The 20015-nt window shown below is 68.0% G+C and carries 21 protein-coding genes; 8 read left to right on the top strand and 13 right to left on the bottom strand.

Features of this window, described 5'->3' with window-relative positions:
* On the top strand, nucleotides 1–221 hold a 221-nt coding region (locus ADBZ5N_RS09015; protein WP_526257152.1), incomplete at its 5' end, for a tRNA (cytidine(34)-2'-O)-methyltransferase.
* 9 nt (nucleotides 222–230) lie between these two features.
* Here the strand turns inward: ADBZ5N_RS09015 and ADBZ5N_RS09020 are convergent.
* Nucleotides 231–872, bottom strand: coding sequence for a nitroreductase family protein (locus tag ADBZ5N_RS09020; protein ID WP_526257153.1), 642 nt, complete (start codon nucleotides 870–872; stop codon nucleotides 231–233).
* 31 nt (nucleotides 873–903) lie between these two features.
* Nucleotides 904–4197 carry a DNA polymerase III subunit alpha gene (locus tag ADBZ5N_RS09025; protein WP_526257154.1) on the bottom strand — a complete coding sequence of 1098 codons (3294 nt, stop codon included), beginning with the start codon at nucleotides 4195–4197 and terminating at the stop codon, nucleotides 904–906.
* Between the two features lie 65 nt (nucleotides 4198–4262).
* Here ADBZ5N_RS09025 and ADBZ5N_RS09030 point away from each other — a divergent pair, with 65 nt between their 5' ends.
* Nucleotides 4263–4973, top strand: a complete 711-nt coding sequence (locus ADBZ5N_RS09030; protein WP_526257155.1) for a VIT1/CCC1 transporter family protein — start codon at nucleotides 4263–4265, stop codon at nucleotides 4971–4973.
* Between the two features lie 8 nt (nucleotides 4974–4981).
* On the opposite strand, the gene ADBZ5N_RS09035 is transcribed toward ADBZ5N_RS09030, so the two are convergent.
* Nucleotides 4982–5851, bottom strand: a complete 870-nt coding sequence (locus ADBZ5N_RS09035; protein WP_526257156.1) for a MaoC family dehydratase — start codon at nucleotides 5849–5851, stop codon at nucleotides 4982–4984.
* 87 nt (nucleotides 5852–5938) lie between these two features.
* Here ADBZ5N_RS09035 and ADBZ5N_RS09040 point away from each other — a divergent pair, with 87 nt between their 5' ends.
* The gene (locus ADBZ5N_RS09040; RefSeq protein ID WP_526257157.1) at nucleotides 5939–6667 is read left to right on the top strand and encodes a histidine phosphatase family protein; all 729 of its coding nucleotides are present in this window, start codon (nucleotides 5939–5941) and stop codon (nucleotides 6665–6667) included.
* Nucleotides 6664–7080 (top strand): acyl-CoA thioesterase, encoded by a 417-nt coding sequence (locus ADBZ5N_RS09045; RefSeq protein ID WP_526257158.1) that lies wholly within the window; start codon nucleotides 6664–6666, stop codon nucleotides 7078–7080. Before ADBZ5N_RS09040 ends, ADBZ5N_RS09045 begins: the two co-directional genes overlap by 4 nt.
* Before the next feature lie 153 nt (nucleotides 7081–7233).
* On the opposite strand, the gene ADBZ5N_RS09050 is transcribed toward ADBZ5N_RS09045, so the two are convergent.
* Nucleotides 7234–8775, bottom strand: a complete 1542-nt coding sequence (locus ADBZ5N_RS09050) for a DNA polymerase Y family protein (RefSeq protein WP_526257170.1) — start codon at nucleotides 8773–8775, stop codon at nucleotides 7234–7236.
* A gap of 26 nt (nucleotides 8776–8801) precedes the next feature.
* Nucleotides 8802–9479 carry a DnaE2-dependent mutagenesis accessory factor ImuA' gene (gene imuA', locus ADBZ5N_RS09055; RefSeq protein ID WP_526257159.1) on the bottom strand — a complete coding sequence of 226 codons (678 nt, stop codon included), beginning with the start codon at nucleotides 9477–9479 and terminating at the stop codon, nucleotides 8802–8804.
* A 109-nt stretch (nucleotides 9480–9588) separates the two neighbouring features.
* Here imuA' and ADBZ5N_RS09060 point away from each other — a divergent pair, with 109 nt between their 5' ends.
* Nucleotides 9589–10497: a fructose bisphosphate aldolase gene (locus ADBZ5N_RS09060; protein ID WP_526257171.1), complete on the top strand. Its 909-nt coding sequence runs from the start codon at nucleotides 9589–9591 to the stop codon at nucleotides 10495–10497.
* 21 nt (nucleotides 10498–10518) lie between these two features.
* Nucleotides 10519–10878 carry a hypothetical protein gene (locus ADBZ5N_RS09065; RefSeq protein ID WP_526257160.1) on the top strand — a complete coding sequence of 120 codons (360 nt, stop codon included), beginning with the start codon at nucleotides 10519–10521 and terminating at the stop codon, nucleotides 10876–10878.
* Between the two features lie 23 nt (nucleotides 10879–10901).
* Here the strand turns inward: ADBZ5N_RS09065 and guaA are convergent, their stop codons facing one another.
* Genes guaA through guaB form a run of 3 tightly spaced genes read right to left on the bottom strand, consistent with a single transcriptional unit; the run spans nucleotide 10902 to nucleotide 15238 of the window.
* Nucleotides 10902–12467: a glutamine-hydrolyzing GMP synthase gene (guaA, locus tag ADBZ5N_RS09070; protein ID WP_526257161.1), complete on the bottom strand. Its 1566-nt coding sequence runs from the start codon at nucleotides 12465–12467 to the stop codon at nucleotides 10902–10904.
* Nucleotides 12468–12509: 42 nt separating this feature from the next.
* On the bottom strand, nucleotides 12510–13637 hold the full coding sequence (locus tag ADBZ5N_RS09075) for a GuaB3 family IMP dehydrogenase-related protein (RefSeq protein WP_526257172.1): 1128 nt from the start codon (nucleotides 13635–13637) through the stop codon (nucleotides 12510–12512).
* A 23-nt stretch (nucleotides 13638–13660) separates the two neighbouring features.
* Entirely contained in the window at nucleotides 13661–15238 is a 1578-nt protein-coding gene (gene guaB, locus ADBZ5N_RS09080; RefSeq protein ID WP_526257162.1) for an IMP dehydrogenase, read from the bottom strand.
* A 102-nt stretch (nucleotides 15239–15340) separates the two neighbouring features.
* Here guaB and ADBZ5N_RS09085 point away from each other — a divergent pair, with 102 nt between their 5' ends.
* Complete coding sequence (locus tag ADBZ5N_RS09085) at nucleotides 15341–15748, top strand: DUF5319 family protein (protein WP_526257163.1); 408 nt, start codon at nucleotides 15341–15343, stop codon at nucleotides 15746–15748.
* Nucleotides 15749–15830: 82 nt separating this feature from the next.
* On the opposite strand, the gene ADBZ5N_RS09090 is transcribed toward ADBZ5N_RS09085, so the two are convergent.
* The 3 genes from ADBZ5N_RS09090 to ADBZ5N_RS09100 all read right to left on the bottom strand — a co-directional run bounded on the left by ADBZ5N_RS09090 (nucleotide 15831) and on the right by ADBZ5N_RS09100 (nucleotide 18504).
* The gene (locus tag ADBZ5N_RS09090; protein WP_526257164.1) at nucleotides 15831–17030 is read right to left on the bottom strand and encodes an anti-sigma-D factor RsdA; all 1200 of its coding nucleotides are present in this window, start codon (nucleotides 17028–17030) and stop codon (nucleotides 15831–15833) included.
* Entirely contained in the window at nucleotides 17023–17601 is a 579-nt protein-coding gene (locus ADBZ5N_RS09095) for an RNA polymerase sigma factor (protein WP_526257165.1), read from the bottom strand. Before ADBZ5N_RS09095 ends, ADBZ5N_RS09090 begins: the two co-directional genes overlap by 8 nt.
* A gap of 90 nt (nucleotides 17602–17691) precedes the next feature.
* Nucleotides 17692–18504 carry a hypothetical protein gene (locus ADBZ5N_RS09100; protein ID WP_526257166.1) on the bottom strand — a complete coding sequence of 271 codons (813 nt, stop codon included), beginning with the start codon at nucleotides 18502–18504 and terminating at the stop codon, nucleotides 17692–17694.
* Between the two features lie 307 nt (nucleotides 18505–18811).
* Between ADBZ5N_RS09100 and ADBZ5N_RS09105 the strand changes: the two genes are divergently transcribed.
* Nucleotides 18812–19105, top strand: a complete 294-nt coding sequence (locus ADBZ5N_RS09105) for a WhiB family transcriptional regulator (RefSeq protein ID WP_526257167.1) — start codon at nucleotides 18812–18814, stop codon at nucleotides 19103–19105.
* 20 nt (nucleotides 19106–19125) lie between these two features.
* Here ADBZ5N_RS09105 and ADBZ5N_RS09110 read toward each other — a convergent pair whose 3' ends face one another.
* Together ADBZ5N_RS09110 and ADBZ5N_RS09115 are read right to left on the bottom strand one after the other, a co-directional pair.
* Nucleotides 19126–19473, bottom strand: a complete 348-nt coding sequence (locus ADBZ5N_RS09110) for a hemophore-related protein (RefSeq protein ID WP_526257168.1) — start codon at nucleotides 19471–19473, stop codon at nucleotides 19126–19128.
* Nucleotides 19474–19488: 15 nt separating this feature from the next.
* Nucleotides 19489–19764 carry a hypothetical protein gene (locus ADBZ5N_RS09115; RefSeq protein ID WP_526257169.1) on the bottom strand — a complete coding sequence of 92 codons (276 nt, stop codon included), beginning with the start codon at nucleotides 19762–19764 and terminating at the stop codon, nucleotides 19489–19491.
* Between the last annotated feature and the right edge of the window lie 251 nt (nucleotides 19765–20015).

Here is a 20015-nt window from a genome sequence, read left to right on the forward strand (position 1 = left end):
CCACACGATCCTTCGCTGAAATCCGCTATCTGCCTGGCGATGTCCTGTTGTTCGGCCCCGAACCCACGGGTCTGGATGAGGCCACGCTCGCCGATCCGCACATCACTGAGAAGGTCCGCATCCCAATGCTGCCGGGCCGAAGGTCCTTGAATCTGTCCAATGCCGCGGCAGTGGCGGCTTACGAGGCCTGGCGCCAGCACGGCTTCCCGGGCGGCTGTTGAATCAACCGATTACCAAGTGTCCCAGTGCGTCAGCTGCTCGGCGGGAAGTCGCTTGGCCAACTTGAAGTCGGTGCCCTTGGTGTAGGCGATGGGAAACAACCCACCCTGGGTGTAGTCCTCGAACGGGACGCCCAGTAGATCGGCGGCCTGCTTTTCTCCGTCACCGATCAGGTGCAGCGTGGTCCACGCCGTTCCGAGGCCGCGCTCCCGCAGCGCCAACATGAAGCTCCACACCGCGGGCAGGATCGACCCCCAGTAGGAGGCCTGCATGCCGATCGGGGCGCCATCCGGGCGGCCCTCCAGCAGTGGGATCATCATCACCGGCGCCTTTTCCATGTTCTCGTTGAGATACTTCGCGGAGTTCATCACGGCGTCCATCTGCTCATCGCGGATGTCCCCGCGGACAGGCTTGGGCAGATCGAGGTAGGGGGTCGCGTTGGCACGGTAGATGTCAGCCAGCGCCTTCTTCTTGGCGGGATCCTCGATGAACATCCACTGCCAGCCCTGGGAGTTTGAGCCGGTGGGCGCCTGTAAAGCAATGTCAAGGCACTCCATCAGAACCTCACGGGGTACCGGTAGGTCGAAGTCCAGCCGCTTGCGTACCGATCGGGTGGTGGTGAGGACTTCGTCGGCGGTGAGGTTCAGTGTCATGCTCAGAAGAGTACGGCTGAACGTCGGCGTGCTAGCGGAAGTCGCGGGAGCGGGACTGCACCGTCATCCTCAGCGGTCCGATCCGATCGGCCACCACCGTCACCGCCCCGCTGGCGTTCTGCACCTGGCCCCGGATCAGCAGCGCCGCCGCACCCTGGGCCACCCGCCGGTACCGCGCCCACACCCCGGGTGTGCACAACACGTTGACCATGCCGGTCTCGTCCTCGATGTTCACGAACGTTACCCCCCGGGCGGTGGCGGGGCGCTGCCGATGGGTGACCGCGCCGGCGACCAGCACCCGGCTGCCATCCGGCACCGACCCCAACTGATCGGCCGGGATGACACCGAGCGCATCGAGATCCTTGCGCAGGAACTGCGTCGGATAACTGTCCGGTGATACCCCGGTAGCCCAGACGTCGGCGGCCGCCAACTCCAACGCACTCATCCCCGGTAGCGCGGGCACGTGTGAGGACGAGCCCACCCCCGGAAGCCGGTCCGGGCGTTCGGCCGCGGCGGCGCCGGCCGCCCACAGGGCCTCCCGGCGGGTGACACCGAAACAACCCAGCGCACCGGCGGTGGCCAGGGACTCGGTCTGGGGCACGGACAATTGAACCCGCCCGGTCAGATCCAGCAGGGATGTGAACGGGCCACCGGCGTGCCGTTCGTCGACGATGCGTTGCGCCAGATCGGCGCCGATGTGGCGCACTGCGGCTAATCCGAGTCGGACCTGCGTGCCGTGGCTCTCCAGCGTGGCGTGGGTGAGGCTGGCGTTCACGCACGGACCGTGCACCACCACCCCGTGCCGGCGCGCGTCGGCGACCAGTGACTGCGGGGAATAGAAGCCCATCGGCTGGGCGCGCAGCAGCGCCGCACAGAACGCCGCCGGGTGATGCAGCTTGAACCACGAGGAGTAGAACACCAGTGAGGCGAAGGACAGCGAATGGCTCTCCGGGAAGCCGAAATTGGCGAATGCCTCCAGCTTCTCGTAGATCCGGTCGGCCACTTCCCCGGTGATGCCGTGCCGCTGAGCCATCCCGGCGTAGAACCGGTCCCGCAGCCGTCGCATCTTGGCGGTCGACCGTTTGGAGCCCATGGCGCGGCGCAATTCATCGGCCTCGGCCGCCGAGAAACCCGCGCAGTCCACCGCCACCTGCATGAGCTGTTCCTGGAACAGCGGGACCCCCAACGTCTTTCGCAATGCCGACTCCATCGACGGGTGGTCGTAGACGACCGGCTCAAGGCCGTTGCGGCGCTTGATATAGGGATGCACAGAGCCGCCCTGAATGGGGCCGGGCCGGATCAGTGCGACCTCGACCACCAGGTCGTAGAACACCCTGGGTTTCAGGCGGGGCAGGGTGGCCATCTGCGCCCGGGACTCCACCTGGAAGACCCCGACGGAGTCGGCGCGCTGCAGCATCTCGTAGACGGCCGCCTCGGACAGGTCCAGCGTGGCCAGATCGACCTCGACACCCTTGTGTTCGCCGACCAGGTCGATGGCGTAATGCAAAGCCGACAGCATGCCCAGGCCGAGCAGATCGAATTTCACCAAACCGATTGCCGCACAGTCGTCTTTATCCCACTGCAGCACACTGCGGCCCGGCATCCGGGCCCATTCCACCGGGCACACGTCGGCGATCGGTCGGTCACAGATCACCATGCCGCCGGAGTGGATGCCCATGTGCCGGGGCAGATCCTTGATCTGCACGGCCAGATCCACCACCTGTTCGGGAATGCCCTCGAGGTCAGGGGAATCCGCAACCGAACTCCATCGGCTGACCTGTTTGCTCCAGGCGTCCTGCTGACCTTGGGAGAACCCCAGCGCGCGGGCCATGTCGCGGACCGCACTGCGGCCGCGGTAGGTGATCACGTTGGCCACCTGCGCGGCGTAGTCGCGGCCGTAGCGCCGGTAGACGTACTGGATGACCTGCTCCCGTAAGTCCGATTCGATGTCGATGTCGATGTCGGGCGGCCCGTCGCGGGCGGGTGACAAAAACCGTTCGAAGAGCAGGCCGTTGGCGATCGGGTCCACCGCAGTGACCCCCAGGGCGTAGCAGACCGCCGAGTTGGCTGCCGAACCCCGGCCCTGGCAGAGGATGTTGTTGCGACGGCAGAACCCGGTGATGTCATGCACCACCAGGAAGTAACCCGGGAACTTCAGGTCGGCGATGACGGCGAGTTCCCGCTCGATCTGGGCATATGCGCGCCCCGCAGCGGCCCTCGGCCCGTACCGCTGCGCAGCCCCGATCATGACCAGTTCGCGCAGCCAACTGTCCTCGGTGTGCCCTGCAGGAACGTCGAACGGCGGAAGCTGCGGGGCGATGAGCGCCAACTCGAAGGCGCACTGCTCACCCAAATCGGCCGCGGCGGTGACGGCCTGCGGGTGCTGGGTGAACAGCCGGGCCATCTCGGCACCGGAGCGCAGATGCGCCCCGCCCATCGGGGCCAGCCAGCCGGCCGCGTCATCCAGGGACTGGCGGGCTCGGATCGCCGCCATGGCCGCCGCCAGCCTGCCCCGGGCCGGCCCGGCGAAATGCGCACCGGTGGTGGCCACCACACTCACCCCGAACCGCGGGGCCAACTCGGCCAGTGCGGCATTGCGCTCGTCGTCGAGGGGGTGGCCGTGGTGGGTGAGCTCGATGCCGACCCGATTGGTGCCGAACCGGTCCACCAGATCAGCCAGCGCGGCAGCGGCCGCCTCTGGGCCGCCGGCCGAGAGCGCCTGGCGCACATGGCCTTTACGGCAACCGGTCAGAATGTGCCAGTGACCCCCGGCGGCTTCGGTCAGTGCGTCGTAGTCATAGCGCGGCCTGCCCTTCTGCCCGCCCGCCAGGTGGGCGGCAGCCAGTTGGCGGGACAGCCGGCGGTACCCTTCCGGGCCGCGGGCGAGGACCAGCAGATGCGGGCCGGGCGGGTCAGGCTCTTGGGTTCGGGCGATATTTCGCGACGACATTTCACCCAGGGACAACTCGGCTCCGAACACTGTCGGCATCTGAAGTTCCCGAGCCGCCTCGGCGAACCGAACCACCCCGTACAGACCGTCATGGTCGGTGATCGCGATCGCCCGCAGACCCAGCCGCGCCGCCTCCTCGACCAGCTCCTCCGGGGTGCTGGCGCCGTCGAGAAAGCTGAACGCCGAATGGACGTGCAATTCGGCGTAGGGCACCGTCGGCCTCGGTGGGTCGAGATCGGGTGCCTGATAGCCGGCACGCTTGCGTGACCACACAGGGCCGTCGCTGCCGTCGGCGGCCGGCTCGGCGAGCGGCGGCCGGCTGTTGAGCACCCGCTCCATCTCCGCCCAGGTCGGCGGTCCGTCATTCCAGCCCACCCGGACAAGGGTATCGAACACACATTCGATAGGACAAGTGTTGCGGTTGACCCTACGCTCATGCAGTGACTGCAGAAACCCATCCCGCCGAACCACACGTCGGCGCCATCAACACCAAACTGAACTGGCTGCGCGCCGGCGTGCTGGGCGCCAATGACGGCATCGTCTCGGTGGCCGGCATCGTGATCGGCGTGGCGGCCGCCACCACCGACCGCGGACCCATCTTCGCCGCCGGTATGGCGGGCCTGGTAGCCGGGGCACTGTCCATGGCGCTGGGCGAATACGTGTCGGTGAGCACCCAGCGCGACACCGAGAAAGCACTGCTGGCCAAGGAACGCTGGGAGCTCGCCGAGAAACCCGAGGAGGAGTTCCGGGAACTCGTCGGGCTCTACCGGGCTAAGGGATTATCGGAAGAGACAGCCCGGACCGTCGCCCGCGAACTGACCGACCACGATGCTTTCGCCGCGCACGTGGACATCGAACTCGGGATCGATCCAGACGAGCTCACAAATCCGTGGCACGCCGCGATCTCCTCGGCGATCTCCTTCACCATCGGGGCGCTGCTGCCGATGCTGGCGATCCTGCTGACACCGCCGATGACCCGGATTCCCATCACGTTTGTGGCGGTGCTGATCGCGCTGGGGATCACCGGTTGGATCAGTGCCCGCCTCGGCGGCGCCGATCCGGTCCGCGCCACCCAGCGAGTAGTGGTCGGCGGCGCCATCGCGATGGCGATCACCTACGGCATCGGTCTGGCGATGGGCGGCGTCATCTAGGGCGTCATCTAGTCGGCGTACTCCGCCACGCCGTCGTCCAGGACGATGCGGGCGTTGGAGCCGTCGGTGCCGGCCGCCTCCGTGCGGTAGACCGCCCGGCGAGGATCGGTGCGCCAGATCGAGGTGGTCAGCGTCTCGCCGGGGAAGACCGGGGACGAGAAACGCGCCGCCATCGCGGTGAGTTTGGCCGCCTCGCCGCCGGCCAGTTCGGCCAGCAGCGCGCGGCCTGCGAAGCCGTAGGTGCACAGCCCGTGCAGGATCGGCGTGGGGAAACCGGCCAGTTCCCGGGCGAACCAGGGGTCGCTGTGCAGCGGGTTGCGGTCACCGGAGAGCCGGTAGATCAGTGCCTGGTTCGCACCGGTGGGCAGGGCGATGCGGGCGTCGGGTTCGCGGTCGGGGAACTCCGGGGCGGCCGGCCGCTGCCCGGGCTGCCCGCCGAACCCGCCGTCGCCGCGGATGACCAGCGTGGTCAACGTCTCCGCGATCTGCGTGCCGGTGTCGGGGTCGCTGCCGCGGGCGCGCAGCATGATGATGGCGTTCTTGCCCTCGCCCTTGTCCTGGATGTCAGCCACCTCGGCGACGACCGACAGCGCCCCGGCCGCCGGCAGCGGCGCCGACAGCCGGATTTCCTGGGACCCGTGCAGCAACGTGCCCCAGTTGAAGCTGCCCACCAGTGGGGCGGCGGCGAAACCCATGCAGCAGATCACCGCGAAGGTGGGTAGTACCTGCTGGGCGACGTCGTGGCTGTTCTCGGTGGTGAAAGCCAGGTCGCCGGTTCCGGCTCCGACGCCCAGTGCATAGAGCAAGGTGTCCCGGTCGGTCCACTCGTAGAGCTTGGGTTCGGTGACTGCGCCGATTGCCGAGGGGTCGATTGCCATTGCCGCTCCTTGACTGATTGGTCTGTCGAATGGTCGCACTCGCTCAAATTGTCCCCGCCGGGGCGGCGAACAGTGCACGCTGTCCATATGTACGTTTCGCGCGCTCGGAGAATGTCCTCGGCACTGGCCATGCTGATGTCGGTGATGCTGGTGGCCTCGTGCGGCGGCCAGCCCGCCCCCGACGTCCGCAACATCACGCTGACCTTCATCCGGCACGCGGAGTCGGAAGCCAACGCCGCTGACATCGCGTCCACCGTCGTGCCCGGACCGGGGTTGACGCCGGCCGGCCAGCAGCAAGCGGAGGAGCTGGCCAACAAACTGGTCGGCAACAACTACGACGGTGTGTTCGCCTCGGCGATGCTGCGCACGCAGCAGACCGCGGCCCCGGCGGCCAAAGCGTTGGGCGAGCAGGTCACGGTGCTGCCAGGACTCAACGAGATCCCGGCTGGGTGGTTCGAGGGTGTCCCGATGTCGGATACCTCCGGGACGTTCCTGTTGGGCCCGGAGGGCTGGCTCAAGGGTGATCGCCGGTTCGGCATCCCCGGCTCGGTGAATGGCGACGATTTCAACGCGGCGTTCACCGCGGCGGTGCAGACGATCTACGACAGCGGCGACGAGAAGCCGTTGGCGTTCTCCAGCGGGTTGGCGATCATGATCTGGACGTTGATGAACGCCCGTAACGGCAAGCGCAACCTGCTCACCGATCACCCGCTGCCCAATACCGGCCGGGTGGTGCTCAACGGCAATCCGGTGACCGGGTGGACGCTGGTCGACTGGGACGGCATCACCAACTTCTCCATCGACGAAGCTGCGTGAGCGCCGGCGCCCAGTTCGCATTGCGACTGCGGGTGCGCTACGTCGAATGCGATATGCAGGGCCGGGCGTTCAACGGTCACTACCTCACCTGGGTGGACATGGCCCACTCCGAGGCGCTGCGTGAATTGTTCGGGGGTTATGCGGCTTTGACCGAACGCGGCATCGACTTTGTGGTGGTTGCCGCGGAGTTGCGGTTTCGCCGGCCCGCGCAGTTCGACGACGAGTTGGCGATCACGGTGGTGATCGAGGCGCCGGGGCGGACATCGTTGCACAGCACCTACCGGATCGAGCGCGGTACCGATCTGATCGCCGAGGCTGCTCTGACCCACGTCTGCGTGGACGCCAAGAACTTCGAGAAACAGCCGTGGCCGGAGTGGTTCCGCAAGCGGTTGGCCGCCGCCGAAGCACGGTGAGGCTGCTGCCGGTCTTCGCTGACGTCGACACGGTGCGGGGCTGTTGGGGATCGACGTTGACCCGGAGGCGTTCGTCACCCGGTTCATCGAACGGGTGGGTCCGTTCGCCCGGCGCCTGACTCAGCGGCGTCCGAATCATTCGTAGACGCCTTATCATTCGTAGACGCCTTCGATGTACCAGCGGCGCTGCCGGTAACACAACAGCAGGGCGGTGTCGCCCACCAGAACCTGGGCCCGGGCGATGCGCCCGGACCGTTCGGATTCCCACCACCGCTCGTCCACCGACCACGGCCCGGCCCACCAGCTCAGCTCACCCCGATAGGGCGTTTCGCCACCGTCCAGTCGGACGGGTTCGGCGGTGAACATGCCGCGGGCGGTCACCCGAACCGGGTTGCTCTGTGCGTCAAGCACTTCCACGGTGCCGGGCTGATACTCCAGCAGCACCGCCGGGGCGGGTTGCGGGAGCTGGCCGGGCCAGGGCCGGTCCGGGGCGTCCCGGGGTACCGGTTCGTCCCCGAGCGCAATGAGCGTGATCCGCTCGGAGGGTCCGCGTCCGCCGCTGAGCACCGGGACCTGCACCGCGTCGGGACCCAACAGGCCCTGCACCCGGACCAGGGCGCGCCGGGCCCGCAGCCGGTCCTCCTCGCCGAGGCCACCCCACAGCGGCAGCTGGAGCGCCTCGGCGGACACCACCTCCACCGGCTGCAGGCGCAGCAGGATCACCGGGCCGGTGAGGCCCTGCCCGGCCGCCCGCCGAGAAGTGAGCCAGCCGTCGAGTTGCCAGCGCACCCGGTCGGCGGTGGCGTCCTCGGTCAGTGGCTCCGCACACCGCCACACCCGGGTCAGTTCAGCACCGCCGGCGGTGACGGCGTGGACGGCCAGCCGGGTGCACCCGACCCCGGCCGCCTCCAGACTGCGGTGCAGGGCGGCCGCCAGCGTGCGTCCCGCGAACGCCGCGGCGTCGACCCGGTCGATCGGCGGGTCACACTGCAGCACCGCGTCGAGTTCTGGCGGAATATCGCGGCCGTAGGGGCCGCGGCCGGGTTCACCGCGGGCGAGACGATGAGCGATCACCGCATCCGCCCCGAACCGGGACGCGACATCCCCGCGCGGCAGTGCGGCGAACTGACCTAAGGTACGAATTCCCATGCGCCACAGCAGATCCGCCAACTCGGTCCGGCCAGGGCCGGACAGGCTGGGCTCACCGGCCAGCCGCCTGATGGACATTCCCGCCAGGAACGCCGCATCCTGGCCGGGCTGCACCACCCGACCGGCCTTGGCGGCGAACACCGCGGTGGGCAACTGGTCGGCGACCCCGACCTGACATTCGGCACCGGCGGCGGCGACAGCGTCGACCAAGCGTTCAGCGGCCGCCTGCTCGGAGCCGAAATAGCGGGCGGCGCCGCGCACCGGCAGGGCCAGCAGGCCTGGTCTGAGCACCTCGGCCCGGGGCACCACATCGTCCACCGCGGTGATCACGCCCTCGAAGAACCGGGCGTCACGGGCCGGGTCGGCGAGAGCGACATGCACCTGCGGACAGCGGGCCTGGGCCTCCCGCCGCCGCAGACCGCGCCGCACCCCGGCCATGCGGGCCGAGGCCGAACAGGCGACCACCCGGTTGGCGCAGGTGACCACGATCTGGGCGGTGGGTTCCAACCCGGCGGCAGCCGCGGCGGCCACGGCCGGCCAGTCCATGCACCAGATGGCCAGAACCCGCGTGGTCACGGTCGGCCCCGCGCCCGGACCGATACCCGAACCCTGCTGATCCGGCCGCAACCGGGCACCGGCGCAGCGGACCCGGACCCGGACCCGCCGGTGATCTCATATCCGCACACCCGGGCGTCCATCCGCATCGAGGCGCCCTGCCACTGCCCGCCGGAAACCAGCAGGGTGCACCCCCGCTGCCGCGCCCGGGCCACCACCGCCCGCGATCGGGTGGCCGGGACGCAGCGGCCGGCAAGTCCGAGCACCACCAGGTCCATCCCGTCCATCAACACGGCGGCCACCTCGACCGGATCGGAGCCCGGTTGCGGGATCACCGCCAACCGGCTGAGGTCCGCACCCATCTCGGCGGCTGCCAGCAGGCCGAAGCCGGGCATCCCGACCACGGCCACGTGACCACCGGCGGCACTCACCGCAGCAGCCAACCCCACCGGCAGCGAACGGGCACCGGAGAGCACCGCAACCGTTCCCTTCGGCAACCCGGCCGGAAGGGCCTCGGCCAGCGCGTCGGGGACCGCCAGCAAAGACTCACCGGTCGGCAGAGGGTCGGCTGCGGATTCGGTGGGGCGCCACCGGGCACCGACTTTGCCAGAGACCGCCGCCATCTGGCGGCGCAGCTGTTCTACCTGTTCAGCGCGGTCACGCTGCCGTTTCTCTAGGGCAATTGCCGCCGTCATCGCCCACCTCCAGCCGGGATCGACGCCATCTGTTTTCGAATATATGTTCGATCCAGTGAGTAAACACCTGCCCACCGACAGCCGTCAAGAGGTCTGGCAGCATGAGGTCATGGACCCCGCGCCGTCCCCCGCACCGTCCCCCGCGCCGGCCGAGAAGATGACCCGCGGCCACGGTTTCGTAGCCGCACTCGACCAAAGCGGCGGCAGCACACCCAGGGCGCTGCAGCTGTACGGCATCGCTGAGGACGCCTACTCCGGCGATGAGCAGATGTTCGACCTCGTCCACCAGATGCGGACCCGCATCATCACCAGTCCCAGTTTCGACGGGGAGCGGATACTTGCCACCATCCTTTTCCAGGACACCATGGACCGCGACATCGAAGGCCGGCCAACCGCCGACTATCTATGGACGGTCAAGAACATCGTGCCGATCCTCAAGGTGGACAAGGGCCTTGCTGCCGAGCAGGACGGTGCGCAGCTGATGAAGCCGATTCCCGACCTGGATTCTCTGCTCACCCGGGCCCGGGTCATGGGCATCTTCGGCACCAAGATGCGCTCGCTGATCACTATGCCGGGCAAGGGTCTTGACGCAGTGGTCAGCCAGCAGTTCGACGTCGCGGATCAGATCCTCGCCGCCGGGCTGGTACCGATCATCGAACCCGAGGTCGATATCCACAGCCCCGCCAAAGCCCAAGCAGAGGAACAACTCACAGAGTCGATCAGCACCGGCTTGGGCAGGCTGGGCGGCGGCCGGCAGATCATGCTCAAGCTGACCCTGCCCGAGACCGACGACCTCTATCGCGACCTGGTGGACGATCCCCGGGTGATGCGGGTGCTGGCACTATCCGGCGGCTACACCCGTGCCGAGGCCTGCCAACGGTTGTCCCGCAACCACGGCATGATCGCCAGCTTCTCCAGAGCCCTGACCGAGGGGCTCACCGCCCAGCAGAGCGAGCATGATTTCGATACCGCACTTGATGAATCGATCGCCGAAATCGAATCGGCGTCAAGGACTTAACGAGCGACGTATCCTCCCGCAATGGGATGCAAACCCGGCCGCCTCGCCACCGCCCTGGTGGCCGCCACCGCAGCCGCCGGGTTGTGGCTGGGGACCGGTACCGCCCACGCCTATGTCTACGGGCCGTTCCAGTGGTGTCCGGGCCAACCAATGCCCAATGATCCGCCCCGTGCCCCGACAGATCTGGTGTGGGACATGAACGTCTGCCACACCTACTACTTCGACTACGACGTCATCACCGGCGCTCCGGCTCGCTACTGGGAAGGTCCAAACCTCTTCCCAACGCCGATACCGCCAGCCCCGCCACCGCCGAACCAGCCGAATATCTTTGAGTTGTGCAAGGGCTACATCCCCTTCGTCAACTGCCTGCCCGGTCTCTAGATGGCGATCCGGACTGATCGGCGCTACTCCCATTCGATGGTGCCGGGCGGCTTGCTGGTCACATCCAGCACCACCCGATTGACCTCCGGTACCTCGTTGGTGATCCGGGTCGAAATACGTTCCAGCACCTCGTAGGGAACCCGGGTCCAATCGGCGGTCATGGCATCTTCGCTGGACACCGGACGCAGCACGATTGGGTGGCCGTAGGTGCGGCCGTCGCCCTGCACGCCGACGGAGCGGACGTCGGCCAGCAGCACCACCGGGCACTGCCAGATCTGGTTGTCCAAGCCGGCCGAGGTCAATTCCTCCCGGGCGATCAAATCGGCCCGGCGCAGGGTGTCGAGCCGGTCGGCAGTCACTTCACCGACGATCCGGATGCCCAGTCCCGGACCCGGGAATGGTTGACGCGCAACGATTTCCTCGGGCAGCCCGAGCTCACGGCCGACCGCCCGAACCTCGTCCTTGAACAACAGCCGAAGCGGCTCGACGAGGCTGAACTTCAGGTCCGGCGGCAGGCCCCCGACGTTGTGGTGGCTCTTGATGTTGGCCGTACCGCTGCCGCCGCCGGATTCGACGACGTCAGGGTACAGCGTTCCCTGGACCAGAAACCCGATGTCCGCGTCGGAGGACAGGTCGCGCACCGCACCCTCGAACGCGCGGATGAACTCGCGGCCGATGATCTTGCGCTTACCTTCGGGGTTGCTGACACCGGTCAGCGCCTCCAGGAACCGTTCGGCAGCATCGACGGTCACCAGTCGGGCCCCGGTGGCGGCGACGAAGTCGCGTTGCACCTGCTCGCGTTCCCCGGCCCGCAACAGGCCGTGGTCGACGAACACACAGGTCAGCCGGTCACCGATGGCGCGCTGAACCAGCGCGGCGGCCACCGCGGAGTCCACTCCCCCGGACAGGCCGCAGATGGCGTGACCGTTGCCGACCTGTTCGCGCACCGACTCGATGAGTGTCTCGGCGATGTTGGCGGGGGTCCAGGTGGCTCCGATGCCGGCGAACTCATGCAGAAACCGGCTGAGCACCTGTTGGCCGTGCGGGGTGTGGATGACCTCGGGGTGGTACTGCACCCCGGCGAGTTTGCGGCTGGGATCCTCGAAGGCCGCCACCGGCGCTCCGGCACTGGTGGCCACCACCTCGAAACCGGCAGGCGCGTCAGTGACCGCGTCACCATGACTCATCCATACCGGCTGGATGCCGGGAAGCCCCGAGTGCAGTTGCCCACCAAGCACATTGAGGTCGGTACGGCCATATTCGCTGGTTCCGGTGCGGGCGACGGTGCCACCCAGCGCCTGGGCCATGGCCTGAAAGCCGTAGCAGATGCCGAACACCGGCACCCCCAGGTCGAAGAGGGCGGGGTCCAGTTGCGGTGCCCCGTCGGCGTACACGCTGGCCGGGCCGCCGGAGAGCACGATGGCCTGGGGATCGCGGGCCTTGATCTCCTCGACCGTGACGGTGTGGGGAACCACTTCGGAGAACACCCGGGACTCCCGCACCCGCCGCGCGATCAACTGGGCGTACTGGGCGCCGAAGTCGACCACCAGGACGGGTCGCGGAGTGGCCGAGGGTTCCACCGTTTGCACCGGCACAGTCTAAGTCCCTCGGCGACGGGCGCAGGCGTGCAGTCAGTTACCGACCGTCAGGCCGACCTTCTGGAATTCCTTGAGGTCGCAATACCCGGCCTTGGCCATCGAACGCCGCAAGCCGCCGACGAGGTTGAGCGACCCGAACGGATCGTCCGACGGCCCGTTGAGAACCTGATCCAGCGACGGCCGCTGACCCAATTCGACGTCGAGCAGCGCACCCCGCGGCAGCGACGGATGCGCCGCGGCCGACGGCCAGTACCAGCCGCCGCCGAGCGCTTCGGCGGCCGCCGCCAGCGGCGTGCCGAGCAGCACCGCGTCGGCGCCGCAGGCGATCGCTTTGGCCAATTCCCCGGAGGTGTGGATATCCCCATCGGCGAGCACGTGAACGTAGCGACCGCCGGTCTCGTCGAGGTACTCGCGGCGGGCTGCAGCGGCGTCGGCGATCGCGGTGGCCATCGGCACGCTGATTCCGAGGACCTCATCACTGGTCGTCACCCCGGCGGTGGAGCCGTAGCCCACGATGACCCCGGCAGCGCCAGTGCGCATCAGGTGCAGCGCCGTGCGATGGTCGGCGACGCCGCCGGCGACCACGGGGACGTCCAGTTCGGAAATGAAGGTCTTGAGGTTCAGTGGCTCACCGTCGGAAGCGACACGTTCGGCGGAGATGATGGTGCCCTGGATGACCAGCAGGTCGATGCCGGCGGCAACCAGCGTGGGGGTGAGCGCCTGGGCGTTCTGTGGACTGACCCGCACGGCCGAGGTGACCCCGGCGTCGCGGACCCGGACCACCGCCTGGCCGAGGAGGTCGAGGTCAAGCGGCGCCGCATGAAGTTGCTGCAGTAAGCGGATGGCGACGGCCGGATCATCTTCTTTCTCAGCGGCCCGCAGGACCTGGGCGATCTTGTCGGCGACGTCGGCGTGCCGGCCGATCAGCCCCTCGCCGTTGAGCACCCCGAGACCGCCGAGCCGTCCCAATTCGATGGCGAACTCGGGTGACACCAAGGCGTCGGTCGGGTGGGCGATGACGGGGATCTCGAACCGATAGGCGTCCAATTGCCAGACGGTCGATACGTCCTTGGAGGACCGGGTCCGCCGGGACGGGACGATGTTGATTTCGCTGAGTTCGTAAGTGCGGCGGGCGGTTCTGCCCAAGCCGATTTCAACCATGTCGCGCACGGCTTTGTTGTCTCCTACCGGGAGTAGTAATTCGGCGCTTCGGCGGTCATGGTGATGTCGTGCGGGTGACTTTCCTTCAGCCCGGCCGCGGTGATCTGAACAAACTGCGCCCGCTGCAAGTCGGCGATGGTCGCCGATCCGGTGTAGCCCATGGCCGCGCGCAGGCCGCCGGTGAGCTGGTGGATGACGGTGGCCAGTGGGCCGCGGAAGGGCACCCGGCCCTCGATGCCCTCGGGCACCAATTTGTCCTCGGAGAGCACATCGTCCTGGAAGTAGCGGTCTTTGGAGTACGACTTGGTGGCGCCGGCCTGGCCGCGGCCCTGCATGGCCCCCAGCGACCCCATACCGCGGTAACTCTTGAACTGCTTGCCGTTGACGAAGATCAGCTCGCCGGGAGCTTCGGCGGTCCCGGCGAGCAGCGACCCCAGCATCGCCGTCGACGCCCCGGCGGCCAGCGCCTTGGCGATGTCCCCGGAGTACTGCAGGCCACCGTCGGCGATGACCGGAACCCCCGCCGGCGCGCAGGCCGCGACCGCCTCCAGGATGGCCGTGATTTGCGGCGCCCCCACCCCTGCCACGACCCGGGTGGTGCAGATGGAACCGGGGCCGACGCCCACTTTGACGGCATCCGCACCCGCTTCCACCAGGGCGGCGGCCGCACTGCGGGTGGCGACATTGCCGCCGACGACCTCGACTCGGTGGCCGACCTCCGCCTTCACTTTGCCGACCATGTCGAGCACTCGCCGGTTGTGGGCGTGGGCGGTGTCGACGACGATCACGTCCACGCCGGCCTCGACCAGAGCCATGGCCCGATCCCAGGCATCCTCACCGACCCCGACCGCCGCGCCGACCAGCAGCCGTCCATCGCTGTCTCTGGTTGCATACGGGTGCTTTTCGGTCTTGACGAAGTCCTTGACGGTGATCAAACCGGTGAGCCTGCCGTGACCATCGACAATGGGCAGCTTCTCAATCTTGTTGCGGCGCAACAGGCCAAGAGCGGCATCTGCGGTGACTCCCTGTTGTGCGGTGATCAAGGGAGCCTTGGTCATGACCTCGGCGACACGCTTGTTCATATCGACTTCGAAGCGCATGTCCCGGTTGGTGATGATGCCCACCAGGGCGCCGTCGGGATCGACCACCGGCAGACCGGAGATGTGGAACCGGGCGCAGAGGGCGTCGACCTCGGCCAGCGTGTTGTCCGGCGAGCAGGTCACCGGGTCGGTCACCATGCCGGCTTCGGAGCGCTTCACCATCTCGACCTGGCTGGCCTGTTCGGCGACGGAGAGATTGCGGTGCAACACCCCGATACCGCCCGCCCGGGCCATCGCGATCGCCATCCTGGCCTCGGTCACCGTGTCCATGGCCGAACTGGCCAGGGGCACCTTCAGGCGGATTCTGCGGGTCAGCCGACTGGAGGTGTCGGCGGTCGCCGGGACCACGTCGGAAGCGGCGGGCAGCAGCAGCACGTCGTCGAAGGTCAGTCCCAGCATCGCGATTTTGGTGGGGTCGTCACCGCCGGTCGGCAACGGAACGGTGATCGGCGCGTGCAGCAGGCCGTTGAGCCCGTCGGTGCTGCCTTCGGCAATGGACATCGGCGCGGCCTCCATCAGCGGGCGGAAACGGGTAACTCATCCTATCGGCTCGCGGGATGGTTACCGGCGCGCTCCCAGGGGTGCTCGCGTAATGTGGGAGGCGTGCGCGACCACCTGCCACCAGGCCTGCCGCCGGATCCGTTCGCCGACGATCCGAGTGATCCGTCTGCGGCGCTGGACGCTCTGGAGCCGGGCCAGCCGCTGGACCCTCAGGAACGCGCCGCCGTCGAAGCCGACCTCGCTGACCTCGCCGTCTACGAGGCGCTGTTGGCAGGCAAGGGCATCCGCGGCCTGGTGGTGTGCTGCGATGACTGCAACCAGGACCATTACCACGACTGGGACATGTTGCGCGCCAACCTGCTTCAACTCCTCGTCGACGGCACGGTGCGCCCGCATGAGCCGGCCTACGACCCTGAACCGGACGCCTACGTCACGTGGGACTACTGCCGCGGGTACGCCGACGCGTCACTGAACGAGGCGACCTCGGACTACTACGACGGCTCGCGCTGAATACTTCCTTCATCGATTCTGCGGGTAGATCGTCGGATTCCGGTTTTTCGCGGTCTCAGCGCAGAATCGATGACGCCTGTCGCTAGCCGATCGGCACCGGAATCACCACGGTTGTGGTGACCACGGTCTCCGGTAACGGCGCGGGGGCCGATTCAGCGGGCGGCGGAGCCGGCGCGGCGGCAGACTCCGACGGCGCCGGCGTACCCGAGGTGGGCTGGGGGGCCGCGCTTGTGCTCACCGCGGCGGGAGACTGTTGGGCCTCGGTGGCGGTCGGCGTCGGGGCGGCACCGGTCGGCGTCGCCGTCTGCTCACTCTGCGCCGAGGGGGCGGCAGCCGACGTCTCTACCGACGTCGGGCCCGGGGATGGCGCAGCAGACGACGTGGGGAACGGCGCAGCCGATGTCGCCGCCGACGACGTGGCCGACCCGGTGGCACTCGCCGGCCCGGACGTCGGCGCCGCGGTCGTGGTGCCGGACGTCGGCGTAGTGGCGGCACTCGACGAGGTCGTCGGCGTCGGCGTGGTCGTTGCACTCGGCGGCGGCGCACTGGGTGTGCTGGTGGGTGCGACGGCCGGGACCAACTCGGCGGCCGACGGTGGGACGGTGTAGACGACGCCGGGCGGCGCGGTGGCAGCCGGATCACGCTCGACAACCTTGGCCGACAAGTCGTTGAACTGTTCCAGCAGATCTTGTTTCTGCTGTTGGTCACCGATGCTGGCAACCTGAGTGCTCACCTCGACCAACTTGTTCTGGGCCTGCTGCCAGTCGCCGCGGGAGATCAGATCCTGCACCTGATTGAGTTGGGTCCGGGCCGCCAACCCGACCTGATCGTCGCGTACCTGTTTGGGTGCGCCGAACAGCATGGTGCGCAGGCCGTAGAGCCCGTCGCCCGGTCCTGCTCCGGCCACGACAGCACCGAAACCGCCGATACACAGCACCGCAGCCGCGGTTGCACCAATCACGCTCAGACCACGCGGACGCCGCCTGGGGGTGGTGGCGGTGTCAGGATCCCAGCGCTCGCGGCCGGCGCCGGGGCGTCTCTGGGTTTTGCCGGCGGTGAGCGCGGCAATCGCGTCGGACTCGGTGATCAACCCGGTGGCGGGCGGCCAGCGGGTCTCGTCTCGCCACCGGCCGAGCAGGCCCGCCAATTCGGCGTCGGCGGGGTCCTGCGGAGCCACCGGCCGACCGCCGGCCAAGGCGTCGATGAACGCGTCCGAACGCCGGATCTCGTCCAGCGACGGCTCAGGTGGCCTCCCAAAGTCAGGCCTCCCAAAGTCAGGCATAGTCGAACCCCGCTCCAGCGATCTCGGACTTCAGCCGCGCCAAGGCGCGGTGCTGGGCCACCCGGACGGCACCCGGGGTGCTGCCGACGGCTTCCGCAGTCTCTTCCGCAGACAAGCCGACCACAATGCGCAGCGTGAGGATTTCGCGCTGCTTGTCCGGCAGCAGGGCCAGCAACTTGTTCATTCGGGCAGCGGAGTCGGACTGCATCGCCATCTGCTCGGGACCGGCGTCCAGCGAGTACCGCTCAGGCACCAAGTCGGTGGGCTCGGACTTGTTCCGGGCCGCCGCGCGATGGGCGTCGGCGACCTTGTGCGATGCGATGCCGTACACGAAGGCCAGGAAGGGGCGTCCCTGATCCTGGTAGCGCGGCAGCGCCTGGATGGCGGCCAAGCAAACCTCCTGTGCAACGTCGTCAGCTGAAAGACCACTACGTTCCGTAGTCCCGATCCGTGCCCGGATGTACCGGAGAACGATGGGACGGATGGTCTCCACTACCTCCCGAAGCGCATCTCGACTGCCGGCCACTGCCTCAGCAACGGCGGCGTCGAGACGCTCTCCTGGAATGGACATCGACGGCGGCATCTCCAACGTTACGTACAGGGCTTTTCGGTGGGCCCCGGCTCAGCAGTGACAATATCGGCCGGGCCTGCTCACACGCGGTTAGCGGGCATTCCACCGACCGCCGTGGCGGGCCACGAAGTGGGCGCTTCGGTCCCGGATGTCGGCGATGACCGCCGGGCTGTGCACACCGCTGCCGACGTCGGCGAGCAGGCAGGCCAGCGCCCACCTTAGCGGCACCAGGCCGTAGGCGTCGGCGGCATCAAGAGCGGCTTCGGCCAGCGTGCGGGCGCCTGCCAGGTCGCCGGCGCAACACAGAGACGCCGCCAGCACGACGTCACTTTTGACCCGATGGCGGCGCAGTAGGGGCAGCGCGGTCTGGGCCAGTTCGGCTCCGCACCGGGCGTGCGCGGTGGCGGCATGGCCGTCCCCGCCTGCCATCGCCAGTTCGGCACGGACCCAGGCCAGCCGGATCTCCAGCCGAGGCGGTGGCTTCGGGTGGGCCTCCACCAGGTCGGCGGCCCGGGCCAATAAGGTCGCCGAGGCTGCTAATCGGCCCACCCCCAGCGCGTCGGCGGCAAGTCCAATCAGGGCATCCGCCCCGGCCTCCGGATCGCCGGCGGCCCGCGCCCACGCCCTGCCATCCCAGTCGTGGGCGTGCCAGTGCCAGCCCAACTGGCGCAGGAAGGAGGCCCGCGTGCTCAGCGCCAGTGAGGCCAGCCGGGCGTCGGGACGCCCGCGCAGTAACGTCGAGAGGTCAGCTACGGCGCTGCCGTAGCGACCCTGCCCGCCGGCGGCCACCGACCGCAGCCAACAATGCCGAGGATCCTCCGCGGTGGGCAGCGGCCAGCGGCCGGGATCGTCGCCGAATGCCGCTGCGGCGAGGTGATCGGCCGTGGCAGACATTGGGGACATCGTGTCGTGACGCTACCGGTTAAGAGTTTGTGGTCCTCACGTTACGGCTGTGTCAACTGACACACCGACGGCCATCGGCCGCTGACCTCGGCCGGGGGACGGTGCTGGGGCGATCACAGGGGGCGAAGTTAGGAGGTGAACGAGACGTTAATTTTTGGCCTGAGACGAGGCATTTGAGCGCATCGGCGCCTATTGACGAGGTTTCATCAACCCCCATAGCGTGGCGCATGCGAGTGGTCACCGGCGACTGCACTGCATCGTCCATAACTCGTACGTGCCAGTTACGCACGGGGAGAGAGGTTTTCACATGCTACAGCCGCAGCAGCTACCCGGTCCGAATGCCGACGTATGGGATTGGCAGATGCAGGGCACCTGCCGGGGCGTCGATTCCGCGGTGTTCTTTCATCCCGACGGAGAGCGGGGCAGGGCCCGGGCTCAGCGGGAGATGCGCGCGAAGCAACTGTGCCGGCAATGCCCGGTCATCACTCAGTGCCGGACGCACGCGTTGCGAGTTGGTGAGCCCTATGGAATCTGGGGTGGACTGAGTGAATCTGAGCGGGAAGTGTTGCTCAAAGGCGGAATTCGTCGCCGCAGCGCCTGAGGGGTTTGATCGCGACGCGATCAACCCATCGGCATCTCGGTGTTGACGCCGCATCGGGTGCGTAGATCAGCCAATGGCTGCCGGATAGCCCGGATCTCGGCCTTGGTCTGCGGGTTGGCGTCGAGGTACTGCTGCACCTCAGTGAGCACCTGGTCGCGGGGTTGCCCTTTGAGGCCGGTGACGAATGCATTCACATCAGGGTGGGTGAACAGGTAGGCCGATGTCGCGGCCGAGACCCCCGCGGCGACCCCGGCCATATCTGCGGCGGTGCAATTGGGCGGTTCGGCAACAGCCCCCGGCGCGGTAGCGAGGGAACCGGAGATCGCGCCGGCGGCCAAAAGCCCATGAAGCAAACGGATCTTGAGCACTGGGGACTCCTTAGGTTAGCGAGGTTGGGGCCGGTTGCCGAAGCCCGGCGAGAGATCGAAGATCAGGCCGGGGTTGTAGTCGTCATAGAAGTCGCACGCCGGGCTTCCGTAACACGGATACGGGTTGTAGACGGGCACACTCGTCGGCGCACCGGAACTGCCGGTGACGGTGCCACTGGCGCACAACGTGCTGCCCGTGACGGTGTTGCAGTCGGCGGTGGCTGTCGGTGCTGCCGCAACCGCTGTTGCGGCCAGAGCTACGACGGGAACGAGGCGCAGTGTCAGCAGCACGTCGGCTCCTCTTGATTGGGCTGTAACACAAGCTAATCACGCGAGCCGGCGGCGCAGGGGGGTCGGGGCAGGGGGGTCAGGGCAGGGTGCCCGCAACGGGGGGGATGCGCGGGCACCCTGCTGAACCCCAGCGTACGGAAAAGAACCCGAGTCCGCTCAGTCAGGTAGGCGGGCGCATAGTCGAGTACGCAATCGCCCGCCAGGGCAGGGTGTCCGCAAGTCCCCCTCCGGACACCCTGCCACTGGGGCAT

The sequence above is a fragment of the Mycobacterium sp. genome (assembly GCF_044370595.1).
GTDB lineage: Bacteria > Actinomycetota > Actinomycetes > Mycobacteriales > Mycobacteriaceae > Mycobacterium.

Excerpts from the sequence above, each read along its gene's own strand:
- imuA' (WP_526257159.1), bottom strand. The coding sequence starts at position 9,479 with ATGACGGCGGCAATTGCCCTAGAGAAACGGCAGCGTGACCGCGCTGAA.
- ADBZ5N_RS09040 (WP_526257157.1), top strand. The coding sequence starts at position 5,939 with ATGTACGTTTCGCGCGCTCGGAGAATGTCCTCGGCACTGGCCATGCTG.
- ADBZ5N_RS09020 (WP_526257153.1), bottom strand. The coding sequence starts at position 872 with ATGACACTGAACCTCACCGCCGACGAAGTCCTCACCACCACCCGATCG.
- ADBZ5N_RS09075 (WP_526257172.1), bottom strand. The coding sequence starts at position 13,637 with ATGGTTGAAATCGGCTTGGGCAGAACCGCCCGCCGCACTTACGAACTC.
- guaB (WP_526257162.1), bottom strand. The coding sequence starts at position 15,238 with ATGTCCATTGCCGAAGGCAGCACCGACGGGCTCAACGGCCTGCTGCAC.
- ADBZ5N_RS09090 (WP_526257164.1), bottom strand. The coding sequence starts at position 17,030 with ATGCCTGACTTTGGGAGGCCTGACTTTGGGAGGCCACCTGAGCCGTCG.
- ADBZ5N_RS09035 (WP_526257156.1), bottom strand. The coding sequence starts at position 5,851 with ATGGCAATCGACCCCTCGGCAATCGGCGCAGTCACCGAACCCAAGCTC.
- ADBZ5N_RS09105 (WP_526257167.1), top strand. The coding sequence starts at position 18,812 with ATGCTACAGCCGCAGCAGCTACCCGGTCCGAATGCCGACGTATGGGAT.
- ADBZ5N_RS09060 (WP_526257171.1), top strand. The coding sequence starts at position 9,589 with ATGGACCCCGCGCCGTCCCCCGCACCGTCCCCCGCGCCGGCCGAGAAG.
- ADBZ5N_RS09050 (WP_526257170.1), bottom strand. The coding sequence starts at position 8,775 with ATGGACTGGCCGGCCGTGGCCGCCGCGGCTGCCGCCGGGTTGGAACCC.
- ADBZ5N_RS09065 (WP_526257160.1), top strand. The coding sequence starts at position 10,519 with ATGGGATGCAAACCCGGCCGCCTCGCCACCGCCCTGGTGGCCGCCACC.
- ADBZ5N_RS09095 (WP_526257165.1), bottom strand. The coding sequence starts at position 17,601 with ATGTCCATTCCAGGAGAGCGTCTCGACGCCGCCGTTGCTGAGGCAGTG.
- ADBZ5N_RS09100 (WP_526257166.1), bottom strand. The coding sequence starts at position 18,504 with ATGTCCCCAATGTCTGCCACGGCCGATCACCTCGCCGCAGCGGCATTC.